This is a genomic window from Haloarcula sebkhae (genome assembly GCF_014647415.1).
Taxonomy (GTDB): domain Archaea; phylum Halobacteriota; class Halobacteria; order Halobacteriales; family Haloarculaceae; genus Haloarcula; species Haloarcula sebkhae.
Genome location: NZ_BMPD01000001.1, coordinates 202,950 through 228,463 on the forward strand (window position 1 = coordinate 202,950; position 25,514 = coordinate 228,463).

24 protein-coding genes are annotated in these 25,514 nt (G+C 64.5%); 11 read left to right on the forward strand and 13 right to left on the reverse strand.

Annotation, left to right across the window (positions count from 1 at the left end):
• The first annotated feature begins 74 nt into the window (after nt 1–74).
• The 3 genes from IEY38_RS01045 (at nt 75) to IEY38_RS01055 (ending at nt 3,861) form a co-directional block, all read left to right on the forward strand.
• Nucleotides 75–719, forward strand: coding sequence for a helix-turn-helix domain-containing protein (locus tag IEY38_RS01045; RefSeq protein ID WP_188974603.1), 645 nt, complete (start codon nt 75–77; stop codon nt 717–719).
• A gap of 119 nt (nt 720–838) precedes the next feature.
• On the forward strand, nt 839–2,428 hold the full coding sequence (locus IEY38_RS01050) for an oleate hydratase (RefSeq protein WP_188974605.1): 1,590 nt from the start codon (nt 839–841) through the stop codon (nt 2,426–2,428).
• A 53-nt stretch (nt 2,429–2,481) separates the two neighbouring features.
• Nucleotides 2,482–3,861: a hemolysin family protein gene (locus tag IEY38_RS01055; protein ID WP_188974607.1), complete on the forward strand. Its 1,380-nt coding sequence runs from the start codon at nt 2,482–2,484 to the stop codon at nt 3,859–3,861.
• A 7-nt stretch (nt 3,862–3,868) separates the two neighbouring features.
• On the opposite strand, the gene IEY38_RS01060 is transcribed toward IEY38_RS01055, so the two are convergent.
• Nucleotides 3,869–5,059 carry a GNAT family N-acetyltransferase gene (locus IEY38_RS01060; RefSeq protein ID WP_188974609.1) on the reverse strand — a complete coding sequence of 397 codons (1,191 nt, stop codon included), beginning with the start codon at nt 5,057–5,059 and terminating at the stop codon, nt 3,869–3,871.
• A 78-nt stretch (nt 5,060–5,137) separates the two neighbouring features.
• The gene (locus IEY38_RS01065) at nt 5,138–6,202 is read right to left on the reverse strand and encodes a Brp/Blh family beta-carotene 15,15'-dioxygenase (protein ID WP_188974611.1); all 1,065 of its coding nucleotides are present in this window, start codon (nt 6,200–6,202) and stop codon (nt 5,138–5,140) included.
• Nucleotides 6,203–6,351: 149 nt separating this feature from the next.
• Between IEY38_RS01065 and IEY38_RS01070 the strand changes: the two genes are divergently transcribed.
• Nucleotides 6,352–7,875, forward strand: a complete 1,524-nt coding sequence (locus IEY38_RS01070; protein WP_188974612.1) for a phytoene desaturase family protein — start codon at nt 6,352–6,354, stop codon at nt 7,873–7,875.
• 114 nt (nt 7,876–7,989) lie between these two features.
• Entirely contained in the window at nt 7,990–8,538 is a 549-nt protein-coding gene (gene hpt / locus IEY38_RS01075; RefSeq protein WP_188974614.1) for a hypoxanthine/guanine phosphoribosyltransferase, read from the forward strand.
• A gap of 19 nt (nt 8,539–8,557) precedes the next feature.
• Here the strand turns inward: hpt and IEY38_RS01080 are convergent, their stop codons facing one another.
• Nucleotides 8,558–8,860 carry a hypothetical protein gene (locus IEY38_RS01080; RefSeq protein ID WP_188974616.1) on the reverse strand — a complete coding sequence of 101 codons (303 nt, stop codon included), beginning with the start codon at nt 8,858–8,860 and terminating at the stop codon, nt 8,558–8,560.
• Between the two features lie 117 nt (nt 8,861–8,977).
• Between IEY38_RS01080 and IEY38_RS01085 the strand changes: the two genes are divergently transcribed.
• Entirely contained in the window at nt 8,978–9,406 is a 429-nt protein-coding gene (locus tag IEY38_RS01085; RefSeq protein WP_188974618.1) for a disulfide bond formation protein B, read from the forward strand.
• Nucleotides 9,407–9,499: 93 nt separating this feature from the next.
• Complete coding sequence (locus IEY38_RS01090; protein ID WP_188974620.1) at nt 9,500–10,531, forward strand: aldo/keto reductase; 1,032 nt, start codon at nt 9,500–9,502, stop codon at nt 10,529–10,531.
• A 111-nt stretch (nt 10,532–10,642) separates the two neighbouring features.
• Here IEY38_RS01090 and IEY38_RS01095 read toward each other — a convergent pair whose 3' ends face one another.
• The 5 genes from IEY38_RS01095 to IEY38_RS01115 all read right to left on the reverse strand — a co-directional run bounded on the left by IEY38_RS01095 (nt 10,643) and on the right by IEY38_RS01115 (nt 17,245).
• A complete protein-coding gene (locus tag IEY38_RS01095; protein WP_188974622.1) occupies nt 10,643–11,956 on the reverse strand; it encodes an MFS transporter in 1,314 nt (437 codons plus the stop codon).
• 122 nt (nt 11,957–12,078) lie between these two features.
• Nucleotides 12,079–12,915: an endonuclease III domain-containing protein gene (locus IEY38_RS01100; protein ID WP_188974624.1), complete on the reverse strand. Its 837-nt coding sequence runs from the start codon at nt 12,913–12,915 to the stop codon at nt 12,079–12,081.
• A 439-nt stretch (nt 12,916–13,354) separates the two neighbouring features.
• On the reverse strand, nt 13,355–15,823 hold the full coding sequence (locus tag IEY38_RS01105; RefSeq protein WP_188974626.1) for a DUF5059 domain-containing protein: 2,469 nt from the start codon (nt 15,821–15,823) through the stop codon (nt 13,355–13,357).
• Nucleotides 15,824–15,902: 79 nt separating this feature from the next.
• Nucleotides 15,903–16,679, reverse strand: coding sequence for an SAM hydrolase/SAM-dependent halogenase family protein (locus IEY38_RS01110; RefSeq protein WP_188974628.1), 777 nt, complete (start codon nt 16,677–16,679; stop codon nt 15,903–15,905).
• Complete coding sequence (locus tag IEY38_RS01115) at nt 16,679–17,245, reverse strand: nicotinamide-nucleotide adenylyltransferase (RefSeq protein ID WP_005537695.1); 567 nt, start codon at nt 17,243–17,245, stop codon at nt 16,679–16,681. The genes IEY38_RS01110 and IEY38_RS01115 overlap by 1 nt, the downstream gene beginning before the upstream one ends.
• 170 nt (nt 17,246–17,415) lie before the next feature.
• Here IEY38_RS01115 and lonB point away from each other — a divergent pair, with 170 nt between their 5' ends.
• A complete protein-coding gene (gene lonB / locus IEY38_RS01120) occupies nt 17,416–19,542 on the forward strand; it encodes an ATP-dependent protease LonB (protein WP_170097161.1) in 2,127 nt (708 codons plus the stop codon).
• Nucleotides 19,543–20,364: a CPBP family intramembrane glutamic endopeptidase gene (locus IEY38_RS01125; protein ID WP_188974630.1), complete on the forward strand. Its 822-nt coding sequence runs from the start codon at nt 19,543–19,545 to the stop codon at nt 20,362–20,364.
• Here IEY38_RS01125 and IEY38_RS01130 read toward each other — a convergent pair.
• From IEY38_RS01130 to IEY38_RS01140, 3 genes are all read right to left on the reverse strand, one after another.
• On the reverse strand, nt 20,361–20,864 hold the full coding sequence (locus IEY38_RS01130) for an MGMT family protein (RefSeq protein WP_188974632.1): 504 nt from the start codon (nt 20,862–20,864) through the stop codon (nt 20,361–20,363). The genes IEY38_RS01125 and IEY38_RS01130 overlap by 4 nt on opposite strands.
• A 16-nt stretch (nt 20,865–20,880) precedes the next feature.
• Complete coding sequence (locus IEY38_RS01135) at nt 20,881–21,882, reverse strand: glycerophosphodiester phosphodiesterase (RefSeq protein ID WP_188974634.1); 1,002 nt, start codon at nt 21,880–21,882, stop codon at nt 20,881–20,883.
• A 117-nt stretch (nt 21,883–21,999) separates the two neighbouring features.
• Nucleotides 22,000–23,007 (reverse strand): deoxyhypusine synthase, encoded by a 1,008-nt coding sequence (locus IEY38_RS01140; RefSeq protein ID WP_188974636.1) that lies wholly within the window; start codon nt 23,005–23,007, stop codon nt 22,000–22,002.
• A 133-nt stretch (nt 23,008–23,140) separates the two neighbouring features.
• Here IEY38_RS01140 and IEY38_RS01145 point away from each other — a divergent pair, with 133 nt between their 5' ends.
• The gene (locus IEY38_RS01145) at nt 23,141–23,833 is read left to right on the forward strand and encodes an AzlC family ABC transporter permease (protein ID WP_188974638.1); all 693 of its coding nucleotides are present in this window, start codon (nt 23,141–23,143) and stop codon (nt 23,831–23,833) included.
• Nucleotides 23,823–24,152 (forward strand): AzlD domain-containing protein, encoded by a 330-nt coding sequence (locus IEY38_RS01150; protein ID WP_188974639.1) that lies wholly within the window; start codon nt 23,823–23,825, stop codon nt 24,150–24,152. The genes IEY38_RS01145 and IEY38_RS01150 overlap by 11 nt, the downstream gene beginning before the upstream one ends.
• Here the strand turns inward: IEY38_RS01150 and IEY38_RS01155 are convergent, their stop codons facing one another.
• Together IEY38_RS01155 and IEY38_RS01160 are read right to left on the reverse strand one after the other, a co-directional pair.
• On the reverse strand, nt 24,153–24,716 hold the full coding sequence (locus IEY38_RS01155) for a SprT-like domain-containing protein (protein ID WP_188974641.1): 564 nt from the start codon (nt 24,714–24,716) through the stop codon (nt 24,153–24,155).
• 4 nt (nt 24,717–24,720) lie between these two features.
• Entirely contained in the window at nt 24,721–25,488 is a 768-nt protein-coding gene (locus tag IEY38_RS01160; RefSeq protein ID WP_188974650.1) for a Nif3-like dinuclear metal center hexameric protein, read from the reverse strand.
• Between the last annotated feature and the right edge of the window lie 26 nt (nt 25,489–25,514).

Here is a 25,514-nt window from a genome sequence, read left to right on the forward strand (position 1 = left end):
CCCGACCTCGCCGGTCGGTTTCGGCGCGTGAGAATCACCAGTATGCCTTTATTTTGTTCGGCTGAGCAACACACATGAGCGTCATCTGTGAATTCGAATTGCAGTCCGCAGATATGCCGCTGTGTGCAGTCGCTGCCGAACTGAACACCCGGCTGATCGTCGACAACGTCGTCTCCGGGACAACCGACGAGCCGGCACTCGTGTTCTCCGCAACGGGCGTCGAACCGGACGCGCTCGAATCGGCGTTGCTCGGCGACGAATCAGTCGTGGAGTTCGTCGCCATGGACTCGGATATCGTCGAGTCACGGTATCGGGTCGTCCTCGATACGGATTACGTCGAAATGTACACCCAACTCGTCGACCGGCAGACGTATCCGATGGGTGCGCTCGTGACCGAGCACGGGTGGAAGGTGAGCACGCAGTTCGCCGACCGAGCAGATCTCGAAGCGTTCCGGGACGCCTGTCAGTCAAGCAGTGTCGCGTTCCGTCCGCATCGGCTCTGCGAGACGGAGCACGGCGGCGACAACTACGGGCTCACCGCTCCGCAGCGAGAGGCGCTGCTGGCAGCCCATCGACTGGGATATTTCGCCGTCCCTCGTGGGGCAGACCTGACGGAACTTTCAGCGGAACTCGGTACGACCACGTCCGCGATTTCGGAGCGCCTCCGTCGTGGCACGGACCAGTTGATCGACCATACGATTGCCAGCTCCGAACAGTGACAGCCGGCTAGCCGGAGCGCGGCTATTTCGGCGAAATGACCTCTCTTATAAATTGCTGTACATATGTTGGCAACGGTTAGGGCTGGGACTTGCGTAGCACTACATGACGGTGATCCAAAATGACGATTCAACAGCACCCACACGTCACTGACCGCGAAGCACACTTCGTCGGGGGCGGTATTGCCTCCCTCGCTGGCGCGGCGTTCCTCGTCCGGGACGGCAACATGCCCGGCGAAAACATCCATGTCTACGAAAAGCTGGACGTCGTCGGTGGCGCGATGGACGGTGCCGGCGACCCGGACGAGGCATACCTGATCCGGGGCGGTCGGATGTTCAACTACCCGGCGTACGAATGTACGTGGGATCTCTTCGAGACGATTCCGTCACTCGAAGACGACTCGCGCTCGGTCAAAGACGTGATGGACGAGTTCAACGAAGCGCACCCCTCGTACGCGAAAACACGGCTGATGCGCGAGGGCGAACGGATCGACGCGGGTGAGTACGGACTGACGCGCCAGCACCGGCAGTCGATCGTTCGGTTGCTCCTCACGCCCGAACCGCGACTCGGTGACACGCGCATCGAAGAGTGGTTCGATGAGTCGTTCCTAGAGACGAACTTCTGGTACGTCTGGGCGACCATCTTCGCGTTCCAGCCGTGGCACAGCGTCGCCGAGGTCCGACGGTACATGTACCGCTTCCTCCAAGAGTTCCCGCGCCTGCACACCATGGAGGGTATCGACCGGACGAAGTACAACCAGTACGACTCGATGATCCTCCCGCTCCGGCGCTGGCTCGAAGACAGGGGCGTCTCCTTCGAGTACGGCCACGAGGTGACGGATATGGACATCGTCCCGTCGCGGACGGGACGTACCGTCGAGCAGCTCTACTGTGAGACCGACAGCGGAACCGAGACGGTCCCCGTCGAGCCGTCCGACCTCGTGTTCGTGACGAACGGGTCGATGACCGACGGCTCGTCTATCGGCGGGATGGACGAGGCCCCCGAACTGAACGAAACTGGCGCGTCGTGGGAACTGTGGAAGTCCATCGCCGAGGACAACCCACAGTTCGGTAATCCGTCGGTGTTCGCGGACAACGTCACGGAGACGAAATGGGAGTCGTTCACCGTTACCCTGCACAACACCGAGCTGTTCGACCACATCGTCGATTTCACCAACGAGGAACCGGGCAACGGGCTCGTCACTTACCTCGGGTCGAACTGGCTGTTGTCGACGGTTGTCGCCGCACAGCCCCACTTCGCGAACCAGCCGGACGACGTGAAGGTATTCTGGGGCTACGCGCTGTTCCCGGATCGGGAAGGGAACTACGTGGAGAAACCGATGTCCGAGTGTACCGGCCGCGAGATCCTTCAGGAGCTGTGTTACCACCTGCAGTGCGAGGAACGGCTCCCGGAGATACTCGACGACGTGACCTGCATCCCGGTGATGATGCCGTTCATCACGGCGCACTTCCAGCCCCGGGAGCCCGGTGACCGGCCCGACGTCGTTCCGGACGGGTCGCACAATCTGGCGTTCCTCGGACAGTACGCCGAACAGCCACGGGACGTCGTGTTCACCGTCGAGTACTCCGTCCGGTCGGCGATGACCGCCGTCTACGAGATGCTCGACCTCGATCAGGAGGTGCCCCCGGTGAGCAAACACTACCGAGAGCCCGGTGTCATCGCGGACACTGTTCGCGCCGCGTACCGCTGAGAAGCAAGGCGGTACAGGCGAGGACATTCCAGTGTTTTAGTACGGTGACGGAGATGGGTGTGTATGCACACACCGACGCGCTCCGCCCGGAGGGTACGATGGTAAACCTCGCGCTCTCGGCAGCACAGCTCGTACTCGCGCTCGTACTCGTCGGACTGAACGGCTTCTTCGTCGCCGCCGAGTTCGCCTTCGTCCGCGTTCGCGGCACATCGGTCGAACAGCTCGCTGACGAAGGCCGGGCCGGCGCAGGCTCGCTTCAGGCAGTGATGGCGGACCTAGACAACTATCTCGCGGTGACCCAGCTCGGGATTACGCTTGCCTCGCTGGGACTGGGGTGGGTCGGTGAGCCCGCCGTCGCAGCGCTGCTTGAACCCGTCCTCGCCCCGGTACTGCCGGAGAGCTTCCTTCACGTCGTTGCGTTCGCAATCGGGTTCACCATCATCACGTTCCTCCACGTCGTCTTCGGTGAACTCGCGCCGAAGACGTTCGCTATTGCTCGGACTGAGCGGCTCTCGCTGTTGCTCGCGCCGCCGATGAAGCCGCTTTACTATCTGTTCTATCCCGGTATCGTCGTGTTCAACGGCTCGGCAAACGCCTTTACGCAATTGCTGGGTGTCCCACCGGCGTCGGAAACGGACGAGACACTTGGCGAGCGCGAGATACGCCGGGTGCTTGCTCAGTCCGGCGAAGAGGGGAACATCGACGCGGCGGAGGTCGACATGATAGAACGCGTGTTCGACCTCGACGATACGGTCGTCCGGGAGGTCATGGTCCCGGGTCCCGACGTTGTGAGCGTGCCAGCCAACGCCACGCTGTCGGATATCCGGTCGGTCGTCCTCGCTGAGGGACACACCCGGTATCCGGTGGTCGACGCCGACGACAGCGACCAGATCGTCGGGTTCATCGACGTCAAGGACGTGTTGCGGGCCGGCGAAGAAGACAGCGAGAACGTAACTGCCGGCGACATCGCCCGCGAGATACCGGTCGTCCCGGAGACGACAGCGATCAACGATCTCCTGTTGCAGTTCAGGCAAGACCGCCGGCAGATGGCCGCGGTCATCGACGAGTGGGGGTCGCTGGAGGGTATCGCGACGATCGAGGACGTAGTCGAGGCCGTCGTCGGCGACCTGCGCGACGAGTTCGATGTCGATGGCCGCGAACACGCGATCCGCAAGCAGAGCGACGGGAGGTACGACGCCGACGGCGGCGTTCCGCTATCGACAGTGGGCGAGGCGCTCGGTGTCGACCTCGATATGGACGCGGTCGAAACCATCGGCGGACTGGTGCTGAGTCAGCTCGACCGCGCGCCGGCGGTCGGCGACACCGCTGAAGCAGCCGGACACGTGTTCGAGGTGACGAGCGTCGACGGAACCCGAATCTCGACGGTCGAGATAAGCAAGGGCGACGCTGACGACTCGCTGTCGACCGAGTGAGTGACGGTCAGAAGAACTCGCCCAGATAGACGGATTCGGGCTTGAAAACGTCCGCAATCGGCTCGCGAGCCGACTCATCGTGTATCTCCAGATCAGCCAGGCGTTCAGCTGCACCGACGCCGTGCGTACCGACGGCCAGCTGGGAGAGCGTCGCGATGTCGACGGCCATATCGGCTGCCGAATCGGCAGATGGAAGCTGATCGACCGTTGCGGTCCCACCGCTCACTGACAGACGGAACAGACCGTCGTTGCGGTCGAGCAACGGGTCGCTGACCGAGAGCGTACAGTCGAGATCGCCCCCGTGCCAGTCGAGGCGTTCGAGGTGGCCCACGTCGGTCAGCCGAACCATCGGCCCGGTTTCGACCGTGCAGTCGACCGCGCCGGGGTCGTCGACACGATGGAGGAGGTCAGTGTCAGGCGGTAGCTGGAGCGTGACGCGCTCGATCTGTGCCCCGTGGTGCCCGAGGAACGCGAACAGCGCGCGGCGGGCTTCCTCGTCGACGGCCGCGAAGTTCGAGACCGAGAGCGTGTGGTCAGCATCGTCCGCGACGGTGTACACGAGATATCCACGGAGGTCGCCGTCGCGTTCGTAGCCGTAGCAGTACGGGACGCCGCCGCCGTCCCAGTCGGCGAGGGTCCGCTCGCGCCACCACGCTTCCGAGCGCCGGAGCGAGAGCGCCGTTCCGGCAGCCGCAGCGGTCTCGACCCCGCGGAGCCGCTCCCAGTCGTCGGCGTCTAGACGGACCAGCTGTCCGGCGGTGTCGTAGCTCGGGAACGCCGACGGCGGCAGGTCGAAGCGGCGATAAGTGTTCGCCGTTCCCCAGCCCAGGCGGTGGTAGAACGGCGTCGAAAACGGCCAGAGGGCGACGAAGCCGACATCTGATTCGCGGTACTCACACAGTGCGTGTCGACAGAGATCGGCGGCGAACCCCTGCCCGCGGTGTTCTGGCGGCGTTGCCACCGCACCGAGGCCACCGACCGTCGTCGCCGCGCCGCGGACGGTCGTATCGAGGAAGTACAGCTTGCAGACCGCCCGGAGGGTGTCACCGTCGTAGAGGCCCCGCTGGTCGAACAGTGACGGTGGCCAATCGCTGTCTGCGTCTGGCATTATAGGCCCCTTGCTGGGCGTAAACGCGTACTGGAGTATCCGCTGGCAGGCTTCGCGGTCAGTCGCCGGGACGGGGCGGAACTCGGACATATCGTTGCAGGCGGTCGCCAGCTACAGAAACCTAGTCATCTGCGGGCCGGCGTCGCGGTCCTTCTCGGGAGTGGGTCGTCACGGCACGTACCAGATACCCCGGTCCTGGTCGAGGAGCGACCCGACGACGATGTGTGGGAGCGCAACGATGCTGATAAACATGCTCCAGAACGCCACCGCACCGGGGAGCAGGTTGCCTGTTCCCAGCGGGTTCGGGAACGCCCAGTAGACGGCGACAAGGACGCCAAAAGTGGCCAGCGCCCCGACGACGAGGACGATCCAGGCGCGCAACGCGACGGTCGAGGCGTCCGCGCCGCCGAGCAGGTCCCAGCGCTCGTCGCCGGCCGGCTCCGTTTCGACGGACGCCGTCCGCGCCACCTGCCGGGCGGAGTACCAGAACGGGAAGTACAGGCCGACGGCGACGAGGACCGGAACGAACGCGAAGTATGTCGTGAGCAGGAGCGACTCCCCGGCGTCGACGAGCCAGGAGCGGCCGCCGCCGCGGACGTAGCCCAGCACGATATGCGCCGTCAGAGCGAGCCCGTAGCCCGAACCGATAACGAGCCGGGTCGTGTCGAACGATCCTGCGTACGACGAGAGTGCACCGGGTTCGACGAGACCGACCATCAGCGAACTGAACGCGTGGAACGTCTGTGGCCAGAACACGATGGGGACGAGCATCACCGCGCCGCCCCGGACAGCCGCCGCCAGCCCGCGCTGGAACCGGGTCTGCAGGTGGTCGGTGCCGCTCGTGGCTTCCAGCACTTGCAGGCCACCGAGACCGCCCTTCGCCATAGCGACGGTCAACGCGAGTGCGAGGCCGGCGACTGGTGCTGTGAGGAACAGTCCGACGAACCCGCTGATAGCCGCCAGATACACCGCGACGTAGCGCCAGCGGAACGAGGGGCGACGGCGACGGAGGTTCTCGAAGTGTTCGTACCCGCCGTGGGGAAGATTGAGTGCGACCATCCCGACGAGGTACACCACCATCTGTGCCCGGAGCGGAACGCGGACCTCGGCAGCGCTGAGGAGACCGAAAATGACAGCAAGTACCAGCAGGCTCGCCCGCGAAAGCAAAAGCGACGGATGGCGGTCGGTGTCCCGATGCCACTGCCAGACGGACCCCAGGCCGGTCGTGGGCATATCGCGAGCCTAGGGAAATACTCACAATAAACGATGCAATGGATTCCAGCAGACTGGGAACAGACCGATGAATTGACTGAATAGATATCCGTTGTGAGGCTCTGGGAATCCGAGGAACCCTTTTTCAGGCATAGTCGTTAGCAATGGGTATGCGTGATGGCCTCCCTCGTGACCGGACGGTGACCGTCGTCGGCGGCGGCTTCGGCGGCCTCTCTGCTGCGTGCTATCTGGCCGACGCCGGGGCCGACGTGCGATTGCTCGAACGCCACGACCGCCTCGGCGGCCACGCGGGCGTCCTTGAACGCGACGGCTTCCGATTCGATACCGGTCCGTCGTGGTATCTGATGCCCGACGTGTTCGAGCGCTTCTTCGGGCATTTCGACCGCGAGCCGAGCGATTACTACGAACTGGAGCGGCTAGATCCCCAGTACCGGGTGTTCTGGAAGGACGGCGACCGTGTGGCGATGCGTCCAAACCGCGAGAACGCGTACGAGGTGTTCGAGTCCTACGAGGACGGAGCCGGCGACGCGCTGGTCGAGTATCTCGACCGAGCCGAGCAGAACTACGACCTCGCGATGGACCGGGTCGTCTACGAGGGCCGCGAACGGCTGCGTGACTACGTCGACACCGACCTCCTCCCGCTCGCGCCGCGGGCACGGCTGTTCGGGTCGATGGACGACTACGTCAGCCGCTACATCGACCACCCGAAACTCCGGCAGTTGCTGGAATACACGCTTGTGTTTCTCGGCGGCGCGCCACACAACACCCCGGCACTGTACAGCATCATGAGCCACGTCGACCTGAACATGAACGTGTTCTACCCGGAGGGCGGCATCGCCGGCGTCGTCGACGGACTCGGGTCGCTGGCTCGGGAACTCGGCGTCGACATCCAGACCGGGACCGAGGTCCAGCACATCGCCGGCGAGTCAGGAGCATTCGAGCTGACCACCGAGGACGGCGTCGTCACGTCCGACCTCGTGGTCAGTAACGCCAACCCCGCATACACCGAGCAGAATCTGCTCGACCCCGCCGTTCGCGACCACGACCCGGACCACTGGGACGACCAGACGTACGCGCCGTCGGCGTTCATGCTGTATCTCGGCGTCGAGGGCGACGTGGACCCACTCGCCCACCATTCGCTGGTCCTGCCGACAGACTGGGACGACCACTTCCAGCAGATATTCGACCGTCCGGCGTGGCCCGACGACCCCGCGTACTACCTGTCGGTCACGTCGAAGACCGACGAGACAGTCGCTCCCGACGGCCACCACGCCGTCGTTATTCTGGTCCCAATCGCGCCGGGGCTGGACGACAGCCCTGACATCCGCAAGGAGTACCGGGAGTTCGTTCTGGACGACCTCGCCGAACAGACCGACGTGGACCTCCGCGACCGCATCGTCGTTGAAGAGACGGCGTGCGTCAGCGAGTTCGCCGAGCGCTACGGCGACCCCCAGGGGACGGCGCTCGGACTGGCACACACGCTGTTCCAGACCGGACCGCTCCGCCCCGGCCACCGAGCCGGCCTTGACGGCCTCTATTACACCGGGGCCTACACGACGCCCGGCATCGGGATGCCAATGTGTCTTATCAGCGGCGAACACACCGCCCGGGACATCATCGAAGACAGCCCGGTCGAGACGAAACAGGACCGCTCGGCCTCGACGGCGGACTGACGCCGCCCGCTGTACGGGAAGTGTCCGCGAACCGTCCAAAGTATCCATGGCACCGTTGCACACACTGCGGCAGAGCCTCGAACAGCTTATTATCCCGCTTCAGGTAACGGGGGCATGGAGAAGCTCCGCGAGTCGCTACACGAGGCCCCGATCATCGACAAGGATGGATACTCCTACCTGGTCCACCCGCTCAGCAATGGCGTCCCGATGCTGGAGCCGGAACTCCTCCGCGAGGTCGTCGTCGGCGTGACACGGGCCGCCGACCTCGACGTGGACAAGATCGTCGCGCCGGAGGCGATGGGCATCCACATCGCGACCGCGCTCTCGCTGCAGACGGATATCCCGCTCGTGGTCATCCGGAAGCGTTCCTACGGCCTTGAGGATGAGGTCCCGCTGCACAAGACCACCGGCTACTCCGAGTCGGAGATGTTCATCAACGACATCGAGGCGGGCGACGACCTGCTCATCGTCGACGACCTGCTCTCGACCGGCGGGACAATGGCCGCCATCTGCGAGGCGCTCGACGACATCGGGGCGGACATCTCGGATATCGTCGTCGTCTTCCGGAAACAGGGCGACTCAGCGCTCGACGACACCGACTACGATGTGACCAGCCTGCTCGACATCTCGGTCGACCAGAACGGCGTTACCATCCACGACTGAGTCGGCAGTTGGGGCCGGCTTATTCTCGTTCGACAGCGGCGGCCATGTGCTCCCGGGCTTCCTCGGGCGTCATCCCGCGAACGCCGCACGCACAGGAGAGCAGGTCGGGGTCGGTCAGATCGTCGACCTCCTCAGCGCTGGCCCGTTCGAGCGCGTCATCCTCGGCGTCATAGTCGAAAGTCACCCGGTACGTGACCTGTGCCACACCCTCGATCTGGTGAGATTCGTTGGGATCGGGGTTTGCGATGGCTTCAGCGTGTTCCTCCTGCATCGCGGACTTCCACTGTTCGAGGTTCGCCTCGGGGTCCGAATCGTCAGGCATACGCTGGCTGTCGGCGGGGAGACTGAAAAAGCGAGTGCTGGCGACCCGGTCAGGCGGGAGCCGAGAAAGAGTTCCGTTCTCGGAATGCTTTTTCCGCCGGCAGACGCCGGTATTTCTGTGGTCGACTCCCGATTCGTCTCCGACCGACCTCGACTCCTGTTGGCCGCCGCCACCGCTGTCGCCGCCGTTGCGACGGCCGGCAGCCTCTATCTCTCGCTTGGCCTCGGATTGACGCCTTGCCGGCTCTGCTGGTACCAGCGAATCCTAATGTACCCGCTGGTAGTCATTCTCGGCGTCGCCGCCATCGAACGCCGACCCGGTGTCATCCGGACGGCGCTGCCGCTTGCCGTGCCGGGTGCCGCCATCGCGGCCTACCACTCCTGGCTGCAGGTGAGCCAGACGACCTGTGGCATCGGGGCGATCAGCTGTGCACAGATTCAGTACCGCGTACTCGGCCTGACAGTGCCGAACCTCTCGCTGGTGGCGTTCGTACTTGTGACCGGGCTGGTCGCTGCGGCCGCGCGACCGTCTGGCAGTCAGTTCTGATTCGCGGGAACAAGAAAGCCAGTGAGCGGCCGATACCGGACAGCCTTCGCCGGGACCGCGCCCCTTTTTCGGGTTGCCCGACGTGGCTCCGATATGGAGTACACCAGACTCGGTTCGACCGGAACGACGGTTTCACAGCTGTGTTTCGGTACCTGGCGCTTCGGCCGGGAAACGGGCGGCGTCGTCGAGACCGACCGCGAGGAGGCCCACGAACTGCTCGATGCGGCGTGGGAGCGCGGCATCAACTTCATCGACACTGCCAACGTCTACGGCAATCCAAACGGGACTAGCGAGGAGTACATCGGCGAGTGGCTCGATGACTACGACCGCGAGGACTTCGTCATCGCCTCGAAGGTGTACTTCCCCTTTGACGGCCGCGGCGAGCCCGGTCCCAACGACTCCGGGCTCGGTCGCAAGCACATCCGCGCCCAGATTGAGGGGACGCTGGACCGCCTCGATACGGACTATCTCGACCTCTACTACATCCACCGCTGGGACGAGCACAGCGACATCGAGGAGACGCTGTCGACACTCGACGACCTCGTCCACGAGGGGAAGGTCCACCATCTCGGCGCGTCGACGATGGCCGCCTGGCAGTTGACCAAAGCCCTCTGGAAGAGCGACGTCGAGGACTACGAGCGCTTCGAGGTGACCCAGCCGCTGTTCCACGCCGGCTACCGCGACGACGTGAAAGACTACCTCGATGTGTGTGCCGACCAGGACATGGCCGTCTGTCCGTACTCGCCGCTGGCCGGCGGCTTCCTCACGGGCAAGTACGAGCGCACAGACGACGACGACCCGACGGCCTTCGAAGGGCCGGAAGGCTCGCGGGGCTCGCTGTCCAACCGCTTCGAGGACTTCTACCTCTCCGAGCGCGGCTGGCACGTCCTCGACGAACTCCGCGCTGTCGCGGACGAACTCGACGCCACGCCCGCACAGGTCGCGCTCCGCTGGCTCATCGAACAGCCGGACTTCACCTGCGTCCCCATCGTCGGCGCTCGCACTGTCGACCAGCTCGATGAGAACGTCGGTGCGACGGACATCTCGCTGTCCGACGAGCAGTTCAACCGGATCGTGAGCGCCCGCTACGCCGAGGACGGCGAGCGCTGGGGCCATCGAGCGTAATTGGGAGACGAACTGACAGAACCACGCTGGAGGCGGGACACGCGCTTGTCACCCCGGGAACGTTCGATCTAATTCCGGCCGAGGAGGATTTCCGGCCGACTACTGATAGCTTTACGACGCTGATTTGCTGGCCCTGTCACCAGATACAGCTCCTGTTTCAGGTGCAATCTCGCCCAACAGCCAGACCGCTCCGCCAGTGACGAGAAACAGGCCGCCAAGCGCTGCGACTGTCGTGGTCGCCGTGGTTGCATCCGCCAGCATCCCAGCAGCAAGTGCCAGTGGCGTCCGGAGCAGCATATTCAACATCGACACCGCGGAGAGCAACGTCGCCCGTCCGACCGCCTCGACATGGTCATTGATGTATCCGTTAGCGATCGGCTGGACCAGCGACTTCGCAGTTCGCATCGTCGCGAACGCCGGGAGTGCCGCAAGCGCGATCCACAGCGGTATCACGAGCGCGACGGCGGTCAGAACTGGCACGGCGACGACGGCTCTGCGGACCCCGAGACGGTCCTCAATTGTGCCGGCGTAGTAGCCGCCAGCGGATGACACTGCTGTCAGGACGGCGTACAGCACCCCCAGTCCGAGGGCAAGTGCCGCGCCGGCCTCGCCTGCTCGCGCCGCCGCGATCGGCCCACCAGCGGGAACCTGAACGCCGATAGCGGTGGCGTACGGCCCCAGTGTCTCGACGACCATCGGCTGGACGTAGGTGCTGGAAACGCCCAAAACGGCATAGAACAGCCCGATGTACAGGATCAGTGCCCGAAGCGGCGGTCGAGCCAGATACGTGTAGATGACGGAGACGGTTTCCAGTGGATCGAGACGGTCGGCGGAGTTCCCGTCATCACCCCGGGCAGCGTACTGGCGATTTTTCGGCAGTGAGAGCAGGCTGAGGAAGCCGAGACTGTTGAAACCGATCGCAGCAACGAACGGATAGCTCGGGTGCAACCCGTACAGCAGGCCACCGACAACCATCGATACCGCTGCAGTCCACTTCTGCACTGCGTCGCCCCGGCCACGGATATGACTGAACTGCCTACTATCGAGTCGTTCAGTGAGCGTATCGTACAGCCACGCATCCATGCTACCCGAGCGTAACGTCAGCGACAGCGCCCACAGTGCATAGAGGAAGGCGTACCAGAGGAAACCCGACGCGAGAACGAAGCCCGCGAGGGAGACAACGGTGAACAGCACGCTGAGAAGGAGGCTCGCACGCCGCCCGAGCCTGTCACCGACGTAGCCTGTTGGGATCTCGCCGACGACAGATAACCCTGAGTAGGTCGCTGAGAGGATACCGACCTGTGTGAACGTCAGCGTTCGCAGGAGAAACAGAGTGAAAACAGGAGTGATAAATCCGACAGCGATCGTGGCACGGTACAGATAGTACCGGCGCACTAACCCACAGTCGGATACCGATCGGAACATACGAATGCTGTCACTTTCGGGGGACTAAGATCCTTCCTGAAACGCACTTCTGTTTGATTTCTAACGGGAAGAAGTAGCGATCAGCACACACCGGCCGTACCGACAGTATACTCTGAAGCGCGTCAGACAGTTTCCGAGGGTTCGACGACCTCATCAGTGGACGGATACACGCCGACCTGATCGCAGTGGCCCGCCAGCGGGCACGCATCGGGGTCGTCCAGACAGGCCGGTTTTCTGGCAGAGCAGTACTCCCTGCCGAACTGAATCATCGCAGTATGGCCGAACCCGCACTTCTCCGCGGGCACGTCGCGCTCCAGATACTCACGGACGGTCTCGTGGTCGGCGTCGGCCGGGGCCAGTCCCATCCGGCGGGCGATGCGGTGGACGTGCGTGTCCACGGGAAACACGCCGCCGCGACCGCCCGCGAACAACAGGACGCAGTCGGCGGTCTTCGGACCGACACCGTTCATGTCGAGCAGTGTCGACCGCACCGCCTCGGGGTCGCTCTCTCTGACGAACTCGTCGAAGCCCGATTCGCCGCCGTACTCCTCGCAGATGCGCTGTGCCAGTGCGATGATGCGCTCGGATTTCTGGTTGTACAGCCCGGCCGAGGAGATAGTTTCAGCGAGTTCGGGCTGGTCGGCGTCGGCCAGTGCGCGGGCGAGGTCCGTCCCGCCAGCGTCCCTCTCGCTGGTCGCATCTCCATCGCCGCCATACCGCGCCATCAGTTCGTCGTGGGCGGGCTGGCTCGCTTTGTCGGATGTGTTCTGACTGAGAATCGTCCGGACGAGGCACTCGAAGGCGTCCCGGCCGCCGTAGGTCTTCGTCCAGTACATCTCGCCGAGACGGTCGACGACGGCTTCGGCTCGCGTCCCCGCCGTCTCCGGGTCGAACGTTGCCGACTGGCCACCGCCAGCGGTCCCGCCGCTGATGTTCTCCGCTGGTTCCTCGTCGTTCATACCGGGTGCCAAGGCTGGGACCGACAAAACGCCTGTCCCGAAAGTCGGTCGCAGCGCAGACGAAGCGTACACCGGCGGCTGGCGAGAATCGGTGATTCCAGTGTGGTCCACAGCAAAGGACCTGAAATGGGGCGTCCTTGGGGCGAGACGCCCACGGGACAGACACGAAAAGCTCGTGGCGTGCGGCGACGGGCTATGCCCACGGTGGCCGTCGCCGCGAAAGATGGTCGAGACTGACAGGTCAGTACACCCTCACGTCCTGACTCTCACCTCCTGTCGGGCGGCGTTTGCGCGGACGACAGGGACGGCAGTACCCGACTCGCTACGGCGACAAATATCCCGCCTCGAAGTGGCCTGTGCGTCCGGCATACAATTGTTTAGGCTACCCTAAAACACAAAAAGCCACCGGTTTCTAGGCGGGCCAAAAAGATGGTGTCGATTACTCCTCGACGATGACGGTGCCAGCCATCCCTGCAGCCTCGTGCGGAATGCAGACGTAGGCGTGCTCGCCGGCCGTTTCGAACGTGTGAACGTAACTCTGGCCGGACTGAACGGCCCCCTTGCCGTTCTCCCAGCCCTCGCGTGCAGCCGACTCGCTTTCGAACCCACCGGAGGCCCAGTACGCCGCGTCCTCCGGGAGGTCTTCTTCAACAGCGGTGACCGAGTGCGCTTCGCCGCCGACGTGTTTCCAGGCGACCGTGTCACCAACGCTGACCGTGAGTTCCTCGGGCGCGAACGCCACTGCTTCCATGTCGACGACGTGGTCGGCGTCCTCGGGAACGCCCTTGACGACGTTCGGGCCGCCGGACAGCGACGACTCGGTGTCTTCGGACTCCTCGCTGCCGTGGCCTCCGGATCCGCTCGGGGCGCTGTCGACAGCACCGACAACAGCGAACTGCGCGGTTCGCGTGGCATCCGCAAGCACTGTCGGATTGCCGTCGCCGTTCGTGAGTCCCTTCGAGTAGTCGCTCAGCGCAGCCTCGAAGTTCTCGTAGGCGTCGTGGTCAGCTTCCTCCAGCATCTCGTGGACTTGCGCTTCCTCGAAGGTTGCGAAGATGTCCTGCACGATGGCCGCCGCGGCCTCCCCGTTGCCGCCGGCGCTCCCGGCGATGGCGTACGCCGCCGCGATGGCCTCGTCGTTGAACGCCGTCGCCGCGGCAGTGACATCCCCGCCGTCCGCAGCCGCGGAGCGAACGTCGGTAAGCGTCGATTCGAAGCTTTCGTACGTTTCCTCGTCGGCCTCTTCCAGCGCTTCGTGGAAGCCCGCCGCGCCGCTCTCGAAGTGAGCGAAGGTGTCCTGAATGACGGTCGCCGCGCGGTCGGTTTCTGACAGCGCCGCGAGTCCGGCCGCGTCGAAGGCCCGGCCGATCATGTAGTCCGCCTCCGCACCGCTGGCGACGGCCGTCGACAGGGCTGACTCGAAGTCAAGCAGGGCCTGCTGGACCCCATCGTGGTGGGTCGCCACAGCCTCGCTGTCGTCGTTCTCGTAAGCCGACTGTAGCGAGGTGAGGTGCTCCTCCTCGAAGCGGTGGTAGAGGTCCTCACTCTCGTGTTCCATCGTCTCGTGGAAGCCGAGTTCGTTCTCCTCGAAGCGGGCGAACACGTCCGAGACGATAGTCGCCGCGCTGTCGGCGTCACCGAGGCGATACAGTTCGCGGGCGTCCGCGATACGGGCGCGGAAGAACGCCGACTCCAGCGCCGCGCGGGCGTCCTCGCCGCCGACCAGCGCTTCGATACCGGTGACAAGATTCGTATCGACCGTTTCGGTGGCGTTGTCGATACCGTCCGCGTTCCCGTTCCCGATAGCGCTGGAGAGGTCATCCAGCCCGCCCTCGAATGCCTCGTAGGCTTCGCCGTCGGCCTCCTCCAGCGCGTCGTGTGCGTTCGCCCCCTCGAAGTGAGCGAAGACGTTCTCGACGGCGGTCGACGCTGCATCGGTCCCGTCGTTGGCAGCGAGCCAGTCTGCGTCGGCGACGCGAGCACGGTAGCTGTTCAGCGTGACCGTGTGCGCGTACGCCTGTCCGGGACCGCCGGCGGACGCGAGCGCGGCCGCATCCCAGCCACGGGCCTGCATCGTCGCGAGGTGGCCCGCGCCAGCGACCGACGCTTCCTGAACCAGTGCATAGGCGCCCGAAACGGTCGCATCGAGCGCGGCACGGGCCTGTTCAGTGACGCCGCTTGCCTCTTCATTGCCCGCGGCGGAACCGATGCCGGCCAGTGCGTTCTCGAAGGCTTCGTATGACTCCGCGTCCGCCTCCTCGATCTGGCTGTACACCAGTGCGTCCTCGAACGCGGTCATCGTCTCCTCCGCGATAGTGGCGGCTCCCTCGTAAGCGCCCAGCGTCCCAGCCATGGCAGCATTGCTCGCTCGACTACCCAGCAAGAGCAGGTCCAGCACTCTGGTGGCCTGCTGTCCGGCAGCGGCCTGCTGGGCCGTCTGGAGGTGGCCCGACGCCTCGTCTGCGGCCGAGGCGGCTCCGGACACGTCGCCCTCTGACAGCGACGACTGGACCGCCCCGAGGGCATCCTCGAACCCCTCGTATGCTGACTCGGATGTAGATTCAAGCTGTTCGTGGGCCCCGTACTCACCGGACGCGCCTTCGAACCGGGCGAAAACGCTCTGGGCGACACTCGCCCCTGCACCGGGTGCGCCGGCCCGGCCCAGCGCGACAGCGTCGTACAGCCGCGCCCGGTAGACATTCCACTCGGTCGCGACAGCAGTCATCGGTCCGGCCGAGACGCTGCTTTCGCCGCTATCGTCGGTTTCCGTAGCCGTTACCTGTTCTGTTGCTGCTTCAGTATCAGCTGACGCCGTGTTCGAGTCGGACGACCCCACCCCTGGACACCCGGCGAGCAGTCCCGTCGCAGCGATCCCCACCGTCTTCAGCAAGTCACGTCTCTGTGGCATACAGACGATTAGGTTCGCCTAAAAGACTTAAGCCCACCGATCTTTTGGCGTCCCTAAACCGCAAGACAGTGACTGGTTATTACAGCGACAGGTCCACAGCGTCCCCGGTACTGACGCCGAACGCTTCGTCGCCGCGGCCGCGGTTGACGGCGAGTTCGACGTTCCCGTGGCTGCCGACGGTGACGAGTCGCTGACCTCGGTCGACGGCGGCGTAGGCTCGGCGGACTGGGGCCTCGACCCCGTCGACTGCGACCGTCGCGCCGAACTGATTCGCGAGGAACTTGCCGGGAACGTTCGTCACGGCGTTCCCGAAGTCATCGACGACGAGGACCTCGCCGGTCGCTCCATCACCCTCGACTGCGGCCGCCGGGAACTGGAGGTCGATGTAGTCGTCGGTGGGGGTGGCTTCGGGCCGGGTTTGGAGATTGTCGACGCCAGTGTCGTGGACGGCCGCTGCGGCGGGCGCGAATACGTCCCGCCCGTGGAAGGTCGTACTCGCCGGGTCGTCGTAGGCCCAGGTGAACACCTCGAACGCGTCCGGGGCGTCGGTCTCGTTTGCAGCCAGTTCACGGGCGACCGGCAGGAGGACGCCGTTGTCAGGCCCCACGAGCGCGTGGTCGCCCGTGCGGACGATGATGGCGTCCCTATCGGTCCCGACGCCCGGGTCGACGACGACACAGTGAACTGCCGGTGGGAAGTACGGGAGCGTCTGTGTGAGCCAGAAGGCCGCTGCTCGCACGTCCTGCCGTGGAAAATCGTGGGCGATATCCTCGATACGCGCATCGGTCACCTGACAGATGACGCCTTTCATCGCGGCCGGGTAGGGAGACCCGAAGTCTGAACTCAGCGTAATCATCAGTCGTCGAGGTCGTCGAGCGATTCGGGGACTGATTCGCCCGTGGCGGCGTACCGTTCGAGCGAGTCGCTGTCGGAGACGTGCTGGAGCCGCTTGATGCCGTGAATCTCCTCGATGACTTCCACGACTGACGACGGGACCCGGTCGCGCCAGGATTCGTCGTCGATCATCCGCTGGCGGATCTCGCTGCCCTCCAGCCGGTCGCGGTCGAACATCGGCGACTGGCGGACTTCGATGCCGGCCTCCTCGAACAGGCGGACCACCAGCGGATTGTTCGAGTACGCCACGTCGAAGTCCGGACACATGCTTTCGACATGGCTTACCCAGACAGCGTTGCGATTGATGTCCTCTAGAGGCACGACGTAGGTCGTCAGGTCGTACTCCGCGACGGCCTTCGTGATCATCATGATCCGCTCACCAGCGGTAAAGGGGTCGTGTGTGGTGTGTGAATCGTCGGCGCTTCCGATACCCAGAACGAGCTCGTCGACTTCCTCCGAAATCCGCTCGACCATCGAGTGATGGCCGTTGTGGTAGGGCTGGAAGCGACCGATGTAGAACCCACGCATATTCCCCAGTGGGTGTGGTGGTTTGATAAACCCGACGACGCGGTACTGCGGAAATACAGACCCACCCAATTCGGGCGCTGTACTGCGGTTTCAGGGGTGTTGCAACAACCGACACGGGGAGAAAGTATATCAGTCGACAGGCCTTCCGTGAGTATGTTAGCAACGTTTGTATGAGCGACAACACCGACACCGACGCGACTCCCGACCCTGACCGGGAGGCATCCGACGCTGGGGAGGAAGAGGCGTCGACCAACGGGGCCAAACAGAACCCCGACGAGCCTGCCTCTGACCCCTCAGCCGACGAGCCATCCGACCCCTCTGAGGACCGATGGGGCGAGGGAGAAACGTCCGAAACGACACTCGGAAGCGATGTCCAAGTTGACGGCGAGTCCGAACTGGACGGAGACGAGGAGAATCTCCTTGGCGGTCTCGAAATCGATTCGACCGCCGACATCGAAGTGCCAGACCGACTCGTCGACCAGGTTATCGGGCAGGACCACGCCCGTGACGTGATCAAGAAGGCGGCCAAGCAGCGCCGCCACGTGATGATGATCGGCTCCCCCGGGACGGGGAAGTCGATGCTGGCGAAGGCGATGTCCCAGTTGCTCCCACGAGAGGAACTGCAGGACGTTCTTGTCTACCACAATCCCGACGACGGCAATGAGCCGAAAGTTCGCACCGTCCCCGGCGGCAAAGGGGAACAGATCGTCGAGGCCCACAAGGAGGAGGCCCGCAAGCGCAACCAGATGCGAACCTTCCTCATGTGGATCATCATCGCCATCGTCATCGGCTACGCCCTGATCCTCGTCCAGCAAGTCCTGCTGGGGATTCTCGCGGCCGGTGTCATCTATCTCGCGTTCCGCTACGGCTCGCGTGGCAGCGACGCGATGATCCCGAACCTGCTGGTCAACAACGCCAACCAGAAGACCGCGCCGTTCGAGGACGCCACGGGTGCCCACGCCGGCGCGCTGCTGGGTGACGTTCGCCACGACCCCTTCCAGTCCGGTGGGATGGAGACGCCGAGCCACGACCGCGTCGAACCCGGCGCGATCCACCAGGCCAACAAGGGCGTGCTGTTCGTCGACGAGATCAACACGCTCGATATCCGCAGCCAGCAGAAGCTGATGACGGCCATTCAGGAGGGCGAGTTCTCCATTACGGGCCAGTCCGAGCGCTCCTCGGGCGCGATGGTCCAGACCGAGCCCGTCCCCTGTGACTTCATCATGATCGCTGCGGGGAACCTCGACGCGATGGAGAACATGCACCCCGCGCTGCGCTCCCGTATCAAGGGGTACGGGTACGAGGTGTACATGGACGACACCATCGAGGACGACCCCGAGATGCGACGGAAGTACGCCCGGTTCATCGCCCAGGAGGTCGAAAACGACGGGCGGCTCCCGCACTTCACCGAGGAGGCTGTCCAGGAACTCATCCTGGAGGCCCGGCGTCGCGCCGGCCGCAAAGGCCACCTCAGCCTGAAGTTCCGTGACCTTGGCGGACTGGTCCGCGTCGCCGGCGACATCGCCCGCGCCGAGGACCGCGACCGCACCGAGCGAGCGGACGTGCTGCAGGCCAAACGGCGCTCCCGGTCCATCGAGCAACAGCTCGCGGACAACTACATCGAGCGCCGCAAGGACTACGAGCTCACCGTCAATCAGGGCGACGTGGTCGGCCGTGTCAACGGGCTCGCCGTCATGGGCGAGGACAGCGGTATCGTCCTCCCCGTGATGGCCGAGGTCAGCCCGTCACAGGGTCCCGGGCAGGTCATCGCCACTGGACAGCTCAAGGAGATGGCCGAAGAAGCCGTTCAGAACGTCTCGGCGATCATCAAGAAGTTCTCTGACGAGGACATCTCCGAGAAGGACGTTCACATCCAGTTCGTCCAGGCCGGTGAAGGCGGCGTCGACGGCGACTCCGCCTCTATCACCGTCGCTACCGCGGTTATCTCCGCGATAGAAGACGTTCCGATCAAGCAGAACCTCGCCATGACCGGCTCACTGTCGGTCCGGGGCGACGTGCTCCCGGTCGGCGGCGTCACGCACAAGATCGAGGCGGCCGCCAAGTCCGGCCTCGATACGGTCATCATTCCTGAAGCGAACACGCAGGACGTGATGATCGAGGACGAGTACGAGGACATGATCGAGATCATTCCGGTCTCGCACATCTCTGAGGTCCTCGAGGTCGCCCTCGCCGGCGAAGCGGAGAAGGACTCGCTGGTCGACCGCCTCAAGTCCATCACGGGCAAGGCACTCGACCACGAGGTCGGCCGACAGAGCGGCAGTCCAAGTCCACAATAAATGCCCGAGTGGGCCGCGTTCGTCGGCCTGACGGGGTTTCTTTTAATCGCACTTCTCGGTCTCGCACGGCTCTCGCAGGGAGCCGTACGGCCCGACGGCGGCGTTTCCTCCACAGCTGACGGCGTCTCGATGCCCGACGGCGACCCGACCATCCCGCGTTTCGAGACCCGGCGGGCAGCGGCCCAGCGGCGGCAAATGGAGGATACGCTCGCGCCGAGTGACCTCTCAACAGGGGCCTTACTTGCCAACGTCGCGTTCACACAGGGGCTGTTCGGCGTCCTGCTGGTCGCCGGCGCGTTCTACTTCGAAATCCCGGCAAACGCGTTCGGCATCGCCATGGACTCCCTCTCGACGGGACTCCCAGCGCTAGCTATCGGTATCGGCGCAGGGGTCGGGTTCTGGCTGGGCAACGAACTCGCCGCCGCGCTGGCCGACGGCTTCGGCGTCGCCTTCGACGAGTCGCTACGAGAACTGCTCGCTCCGAACTCGGCCGGCGGTTGGGTCATCCTGCTGGGCGGCGTCCTCCCGGTTATCGCTATCGTCGAGGAACTGCTCTTCCGGGCAGCGGCTATCGGCGTCCCGGTGGCTGGCCTCAACGCGCCGGCGTGGGCGATGGCCATCGTTGCCTCTGTCGCCTTCGCGGTGGGCCACGGCGCACAGGGCCGGGTTGGTATCGTCGTCACCGGGACGCTGGGGCTGGCGCTCGCTGGCCTGTTCATCGCGACAAACAGCTTACTTGCCGTCGTCGTGGCCCACTACCTCGTCAACGCCCTCGAACTGATTGTCCACGAGGGACTGGGCGTCGACCGGCTCTGGGTTTAGAGGCCCTCGATAGCGCGGAGCTTCTGCTCAACGGGCGGCGGCGCTGCGCTTGGCCCGTCCCGAACCCGATGATCCGGAATCAACAGCGGCACGGGGTTCGCAGCCAGTGCCTCCCGGACCTGTGCGAGGTCGTCCTCGTCGTCATCATCCAGATCCGGTGTCATGCGCGCGACCTGTGCGACGGAGGCGTCCTCGCCGTACGGAATCTCCCGGACGGCTTCCAGTACTGTGCGCTGGTCGGTCGGGACGGTGAGGCCGACGGTGACGTCGGTGAAGTCGTCTTCGACCCCCTGAAGGTACTCGTCGATGCGGTCGAGCAGGGCGTGGTCCTCCCCGGCGCCGGCCTCCGGCTGAGACGGAAACGACAACGAGATGATCCGGTCACCGGCCTCTCCGAGCTGGACGTGCCGGTCGAGATACGACGACTCGCGGGCGTAGATTCCTGCGTCCCCGGTCGGTGCTTCCATACTAGCGTCGTCGGCCGGTCGCCTCTTCAACATTCGGCATCGGTGTTCGTCAGTCCTGAAACGAGAGTACGCTGGGGTAGTCGGAGATGAGTCCGTCGACGCCAGCCCGGACCAGTTCCCGGGCCTGATACCACGTGCTGACTGTCCAGACGTTCAGGTCTCGGGCTTCGTCGTCGGCGATGTCGACGAGGTCGATGTCGCGCAGGTCGGACTCGGTGTACTCGCCGTCGTTGAAGAAGGACGTCCCCTGAACCATGTTGCGGGGGACGTTCATCGCGTCGCAGTCGTAGCGGCGGGTGACCTCCAGCCCCTCCTCGATGCTGTCCCAGAAGAGGAAGGCAACGGGGACTGAGTCGTCGTACTCGCGGACAGTTGCGAGCGCAGCCTCGTAGAACGACGAGACGAGAATGTCGTTGTCGTACTCGCTGACGAGGTCGAGCGTGCGCTCGGTGTAGGGCCGCCACAGCTCTCGCTGTGTCGACAGCGACCGGTCAGACAGCGACTCGGCGAACGCGAGGTCTTCGCTCCCGGGATTCTTGAACTCCAGATTGACAGCGACGCTCGGTGGAATCGCGTCCATGACCGTTTCGAGTGTCGGAACCGTCTCCCCAGTGCCGAGGACGGTCGCGCTGGTCACGGTATCGGTGTCGGTCTCGAAGACGAGGCCCTCAGCGTCGGTCAGCCCGCGCTCGCCGCCGTCGCGTTCGGCCAGCCCGTTGTCGTGGAAGGTGACCAGCGTGCCGTCGGCCGTTGGTACGACATCGACCTCGACCATGTCGGCACGCCGGTGGGCCGTCTGCGTTCCCGGACCGCCGAACGAAGCCGCCTCGACGGCCAGTTCCGTGTTCTCCGGGTAGACGCCGGCAAACCCGCGGTGAGCGATGAGCGTCGTATCGTCGGTCATCTCCTCGCCCCCGGTGTCAGTGCCGTCATCGGTGTCGGTCTCACCGGCATCCGATTCCTGTACCGTCGTGCTCCCTGCAATCCCGGAACTCGCCAGCGTCGCCGCCGTCCCTTCGACGAACGTCCGCCGACCGATGTACTGTGACATACTAGGTACGGCTGCCGAGCGGTCGTGAAAGACCGTTTATATGAGGAGTATATGCCTCTCAGTAGAACTGTGTCCCAGCAGTCAGGCGTGTAGCCGTATGCGGCCGAGTCCACAGGCTTACGAACTGTGCCGCTCGCGGGCCGCGGCCACGACCAGTGGGAGTGTAATCGTCGCGTCGGCATACACCGAGACATTCCGGGCGTCCTTTTCAAGTTTCCCCCACGAACGGGCCTCGTCAAGCGTTGCGCCGGAGAGACCGCCGGTGTTCGAGGGGTCCATCGTCAACTGGACGGCGTAGTCGTAGGCATCGGGAGAGACCAGCATCGTCTGGAGGACGTAGTTCTTCGGGACGCCGCCGCCGACGACCATCGCGCCGGCACTGTCGGCCTCGTAGGCGATGTCCGTAATCTGTGTCATGTCCGCTAGCGCGTCGACCGTGAACTCGCTGGTCTGTGAGTACATCCACGCCTGCAGGCCCAGCACGGAGTCCTGGAACGCCGGGCAGTACACCGGCACGTCGTTCTCGTAGGCCGCCGCCAGCACGCCGGCGTCCTCGGGCACGTCCTCGCGCTCGTTGACTTCGCTGTTGGCCCGGCCCAGTTCCTCCGTCATGCGCTGGATCGAAACCGCTCCTTCGTCTTCCAGCGTCGAGAACACCTCGTCCCGGAGGTGGTTCTCGAACAGGGCGAAATGCTCCTGTGGCAGGTAGACGTTGTAGATGCGGTCGACGCCCTCGTCACGAAGCGTCTCGTCGTGTTCGCGCTCCGTTTGCCCTTCGGGCGTCACCTCGCCGTGGTGGTGCTTGCCGCCGATGGCCTCGATGCTGTCATGAGTGCAGTTCGCGCCCGTGGTGACAAGCACGTCGATATGGCCGTCGCGGATGAGTTCGCTGACGATAGCCCGCATCCCGGTCGGGACCATCGCGCCAGCGAGTCCGAAAAAGGTCGTTACATCGTCGTCGAGCATCTCACTGTAGATATCGACGGCCTCGTGGATGTCGCTCGCGCCGATGCCGGCCTCACCGTAGCTATCAGCCAGTTCACCGACCGTCATTCCGGCCCGGGCCTCCGCGTGTCCGATGGGGTCGTGATGGAACGTCTCTCGCTCGTCGGAGTGGTCGCTCATTGCTGTGCAGTCGAGCGCGGGCGGGTTTCAACGTCGTGGTTCGCCACGGTGGATACGGGCTATACATTGGTTGATAATCACATACCGCCGCTGAAACGGAGGGCTTAGACACCCCTGCGTTGGATGGGACGCTATGGATACCGCTTCGTTTCGGCGCGGCGTTCGCGATGTTGCGCCGCTTCTACTGGGGATTATCCCGTTTGGCCTCGTTGCCGGCATCGCGACGGTTAACGCCGGGCTGGGACTGCCAGCCGCGGTCGGATTGTCGGTGGTCGTCTTCGCCGGCGCATCACAGCTCGCGGCGCTAGAGTTGCTGGGACAGAACGCACCGCTGACGGTTGTCGTTGCAACGGCAGTCGTCATCAACCTCCGGCTTCTGATGTACTCGGCATCGATTGCGCCGTACTTCCGTGAGTTCACCGGCCGGTGGAAAGCCGTCCTCGCCTACGTGCTGACCGATCAGGCGTACGCGCTGTCGGTCGCCAGCTACCGGTCCGACAGCGAGACGGACCGGAAGTGGTACTACCTCGGCGTCGCCGTGACGCTCTGGGCGGTGTGGCAGGTCACGACTATTGTGGGAGCGCTGCTCGGCACTGGCGTCCCCGACGCCTGGGGCCTCGAATTCGCTATCCCGCTTGTTTTCCTCGCGATTCTGGTTCCAGCAATCGAAGACGCAGCGACCGCCGTCGCCGCTGCCGTCGGTGGAGCCATCGCCGTCGTCGGTGCTGGACTCCCGCTCAATCTCGGACTGCTCGTCGCGGCCGGCGTTGGTATCACTGCCGGTGTGCTCACGGGATCCGCCACCGGAGGGTCCGATGGCAACTAACTACAGCCCGGTTGAGATCGCCGGCGTCATCGCCGTCATCGGCGTGCTGACGTACGCCTGTCGGCTCTCTTTCATTGCGCTGTTCGGTCGGCTCGACGAGATTCCGCCGGTCATCGAACGGGTGTTGCGGTTCGTCCCCGCCGCCGTCCTCGCTGCACTTGTCCTCCCGTCGTTCGTGACCCTTGATGCCGGTAGTTTCGCCGCGGACAAGTTCGTTGCCGGCGCGCTCGCAGCAGGTGTCGCCTGGCGGACCGAGGACGTGTTCGCGACAATGGTGACCGGCATGGGCGTCCTCTGGGCCATCAGGTTCCTGCTGTAGTCAGCCCAGTTCCAGCGAGGCCCCACAGCAGTCAGACCGGTACTGCTCGTGTTGCTCGACGAGCTTGCAGTCCTGATAGCGGCGGGCGACGAGGTCACCACACGCCGTGCAGGTGAGGACGTGCTTCGGGTCGGTGAAGGCCGGACAGTGGACATCGGTATCGAGCTGCGCGGCTCGCTTTCGGAAGGACCGGCCATGGTCGGTCGTCCCGTCGCGCTGGTACTGCTCAACGTGGATGAGTTCGTGGCGCAGCGTCGCTTCCCAGGCGTCCCTGTCGAAGGCGGAAAACGCGTCCCAAGTCAGCGACACGGTACACGGGAGCGGGCGGCCGTCACTTCCGTCGACACTGTCCCAGTCATATCGCTCGCCGACGGCGGCGTCGTCCAGCTTCGGCCGCTTGACAGCAGCGGCCCGTCGCTTGGCTCGATGGGATACCTCCCAGTCAACGAGGTCGAACCGAACCGAGATGCCTCGTTCGCGGCGGACTCGCCGACAATACTCCCGCGACCAGGCGATGAGGTCCGTATCTGAGCTAATACCCTCGAACGAAACGCCCTCGGCCATCGCCTCAGAGGCCGGTCGGGCAGTCGATGTAGGTCGTCTCCAGCCCCCAGTCCTCGGCGACGGTCTGGAGCGACTGGACGCCAAACGTTTCCGTCGCGTAGTGGCCGGCAAGAATGACGTGGATTCCCTGCTCGCGTGCCTCGTGGAAGGCCTTCTGTTTCCCCTCGCCGGTGATGAGTACGTCGGCGTCCGTCTCGACTGCCTCCTGGAGCCAGTCGACACCGCTGCCGGTGACGACGGCGACATCCTCGACGGTTGACGGCCCGAAGTCCAGTACCTGAACCGGCTGTCCGCCAGTGTCTATATTGCCTTCGAGCGAGCCTGCGAGTTCGGAGACCGTCTGTGGCTCCGAGAGCGTTCCACGCTGGCCGATGTACTTGCCGCCCATCGATCCGAACGGCGCACGGTTGTCGAGCCCCAGCAGGTCCGCGACGCCGGCAGCGTTGCCGAGCGACTGATGGCCGTCCAGCGGGAGATGAGCGACGTACAGCGCGAGGTCATTGTCGATTAGCGGCGCGACGCGGCGGTAGTTGGTTTCAGTCACGCGCTCCATCCCGCCCCAGACGATGCCGTGATGGGTCACGAGCAGGTCTGCGCCCGCCTCGTCGGCGCGGTCGATAGTCTCGACGGCCGCATCAACCGCGAAGGCGACGTGCTCGACCGGTTGGCTCGCCGGCCCGACCTGGAGGCCGTTCGGACTGGCGTCGATGTCGGCATAAGCCTCGATGTCGAGTCTATCGTCAAGACGTGCCGCAATGTCTCCGGCGTTCATAGCGCGGGCTTCGAGACGGCCGGTGG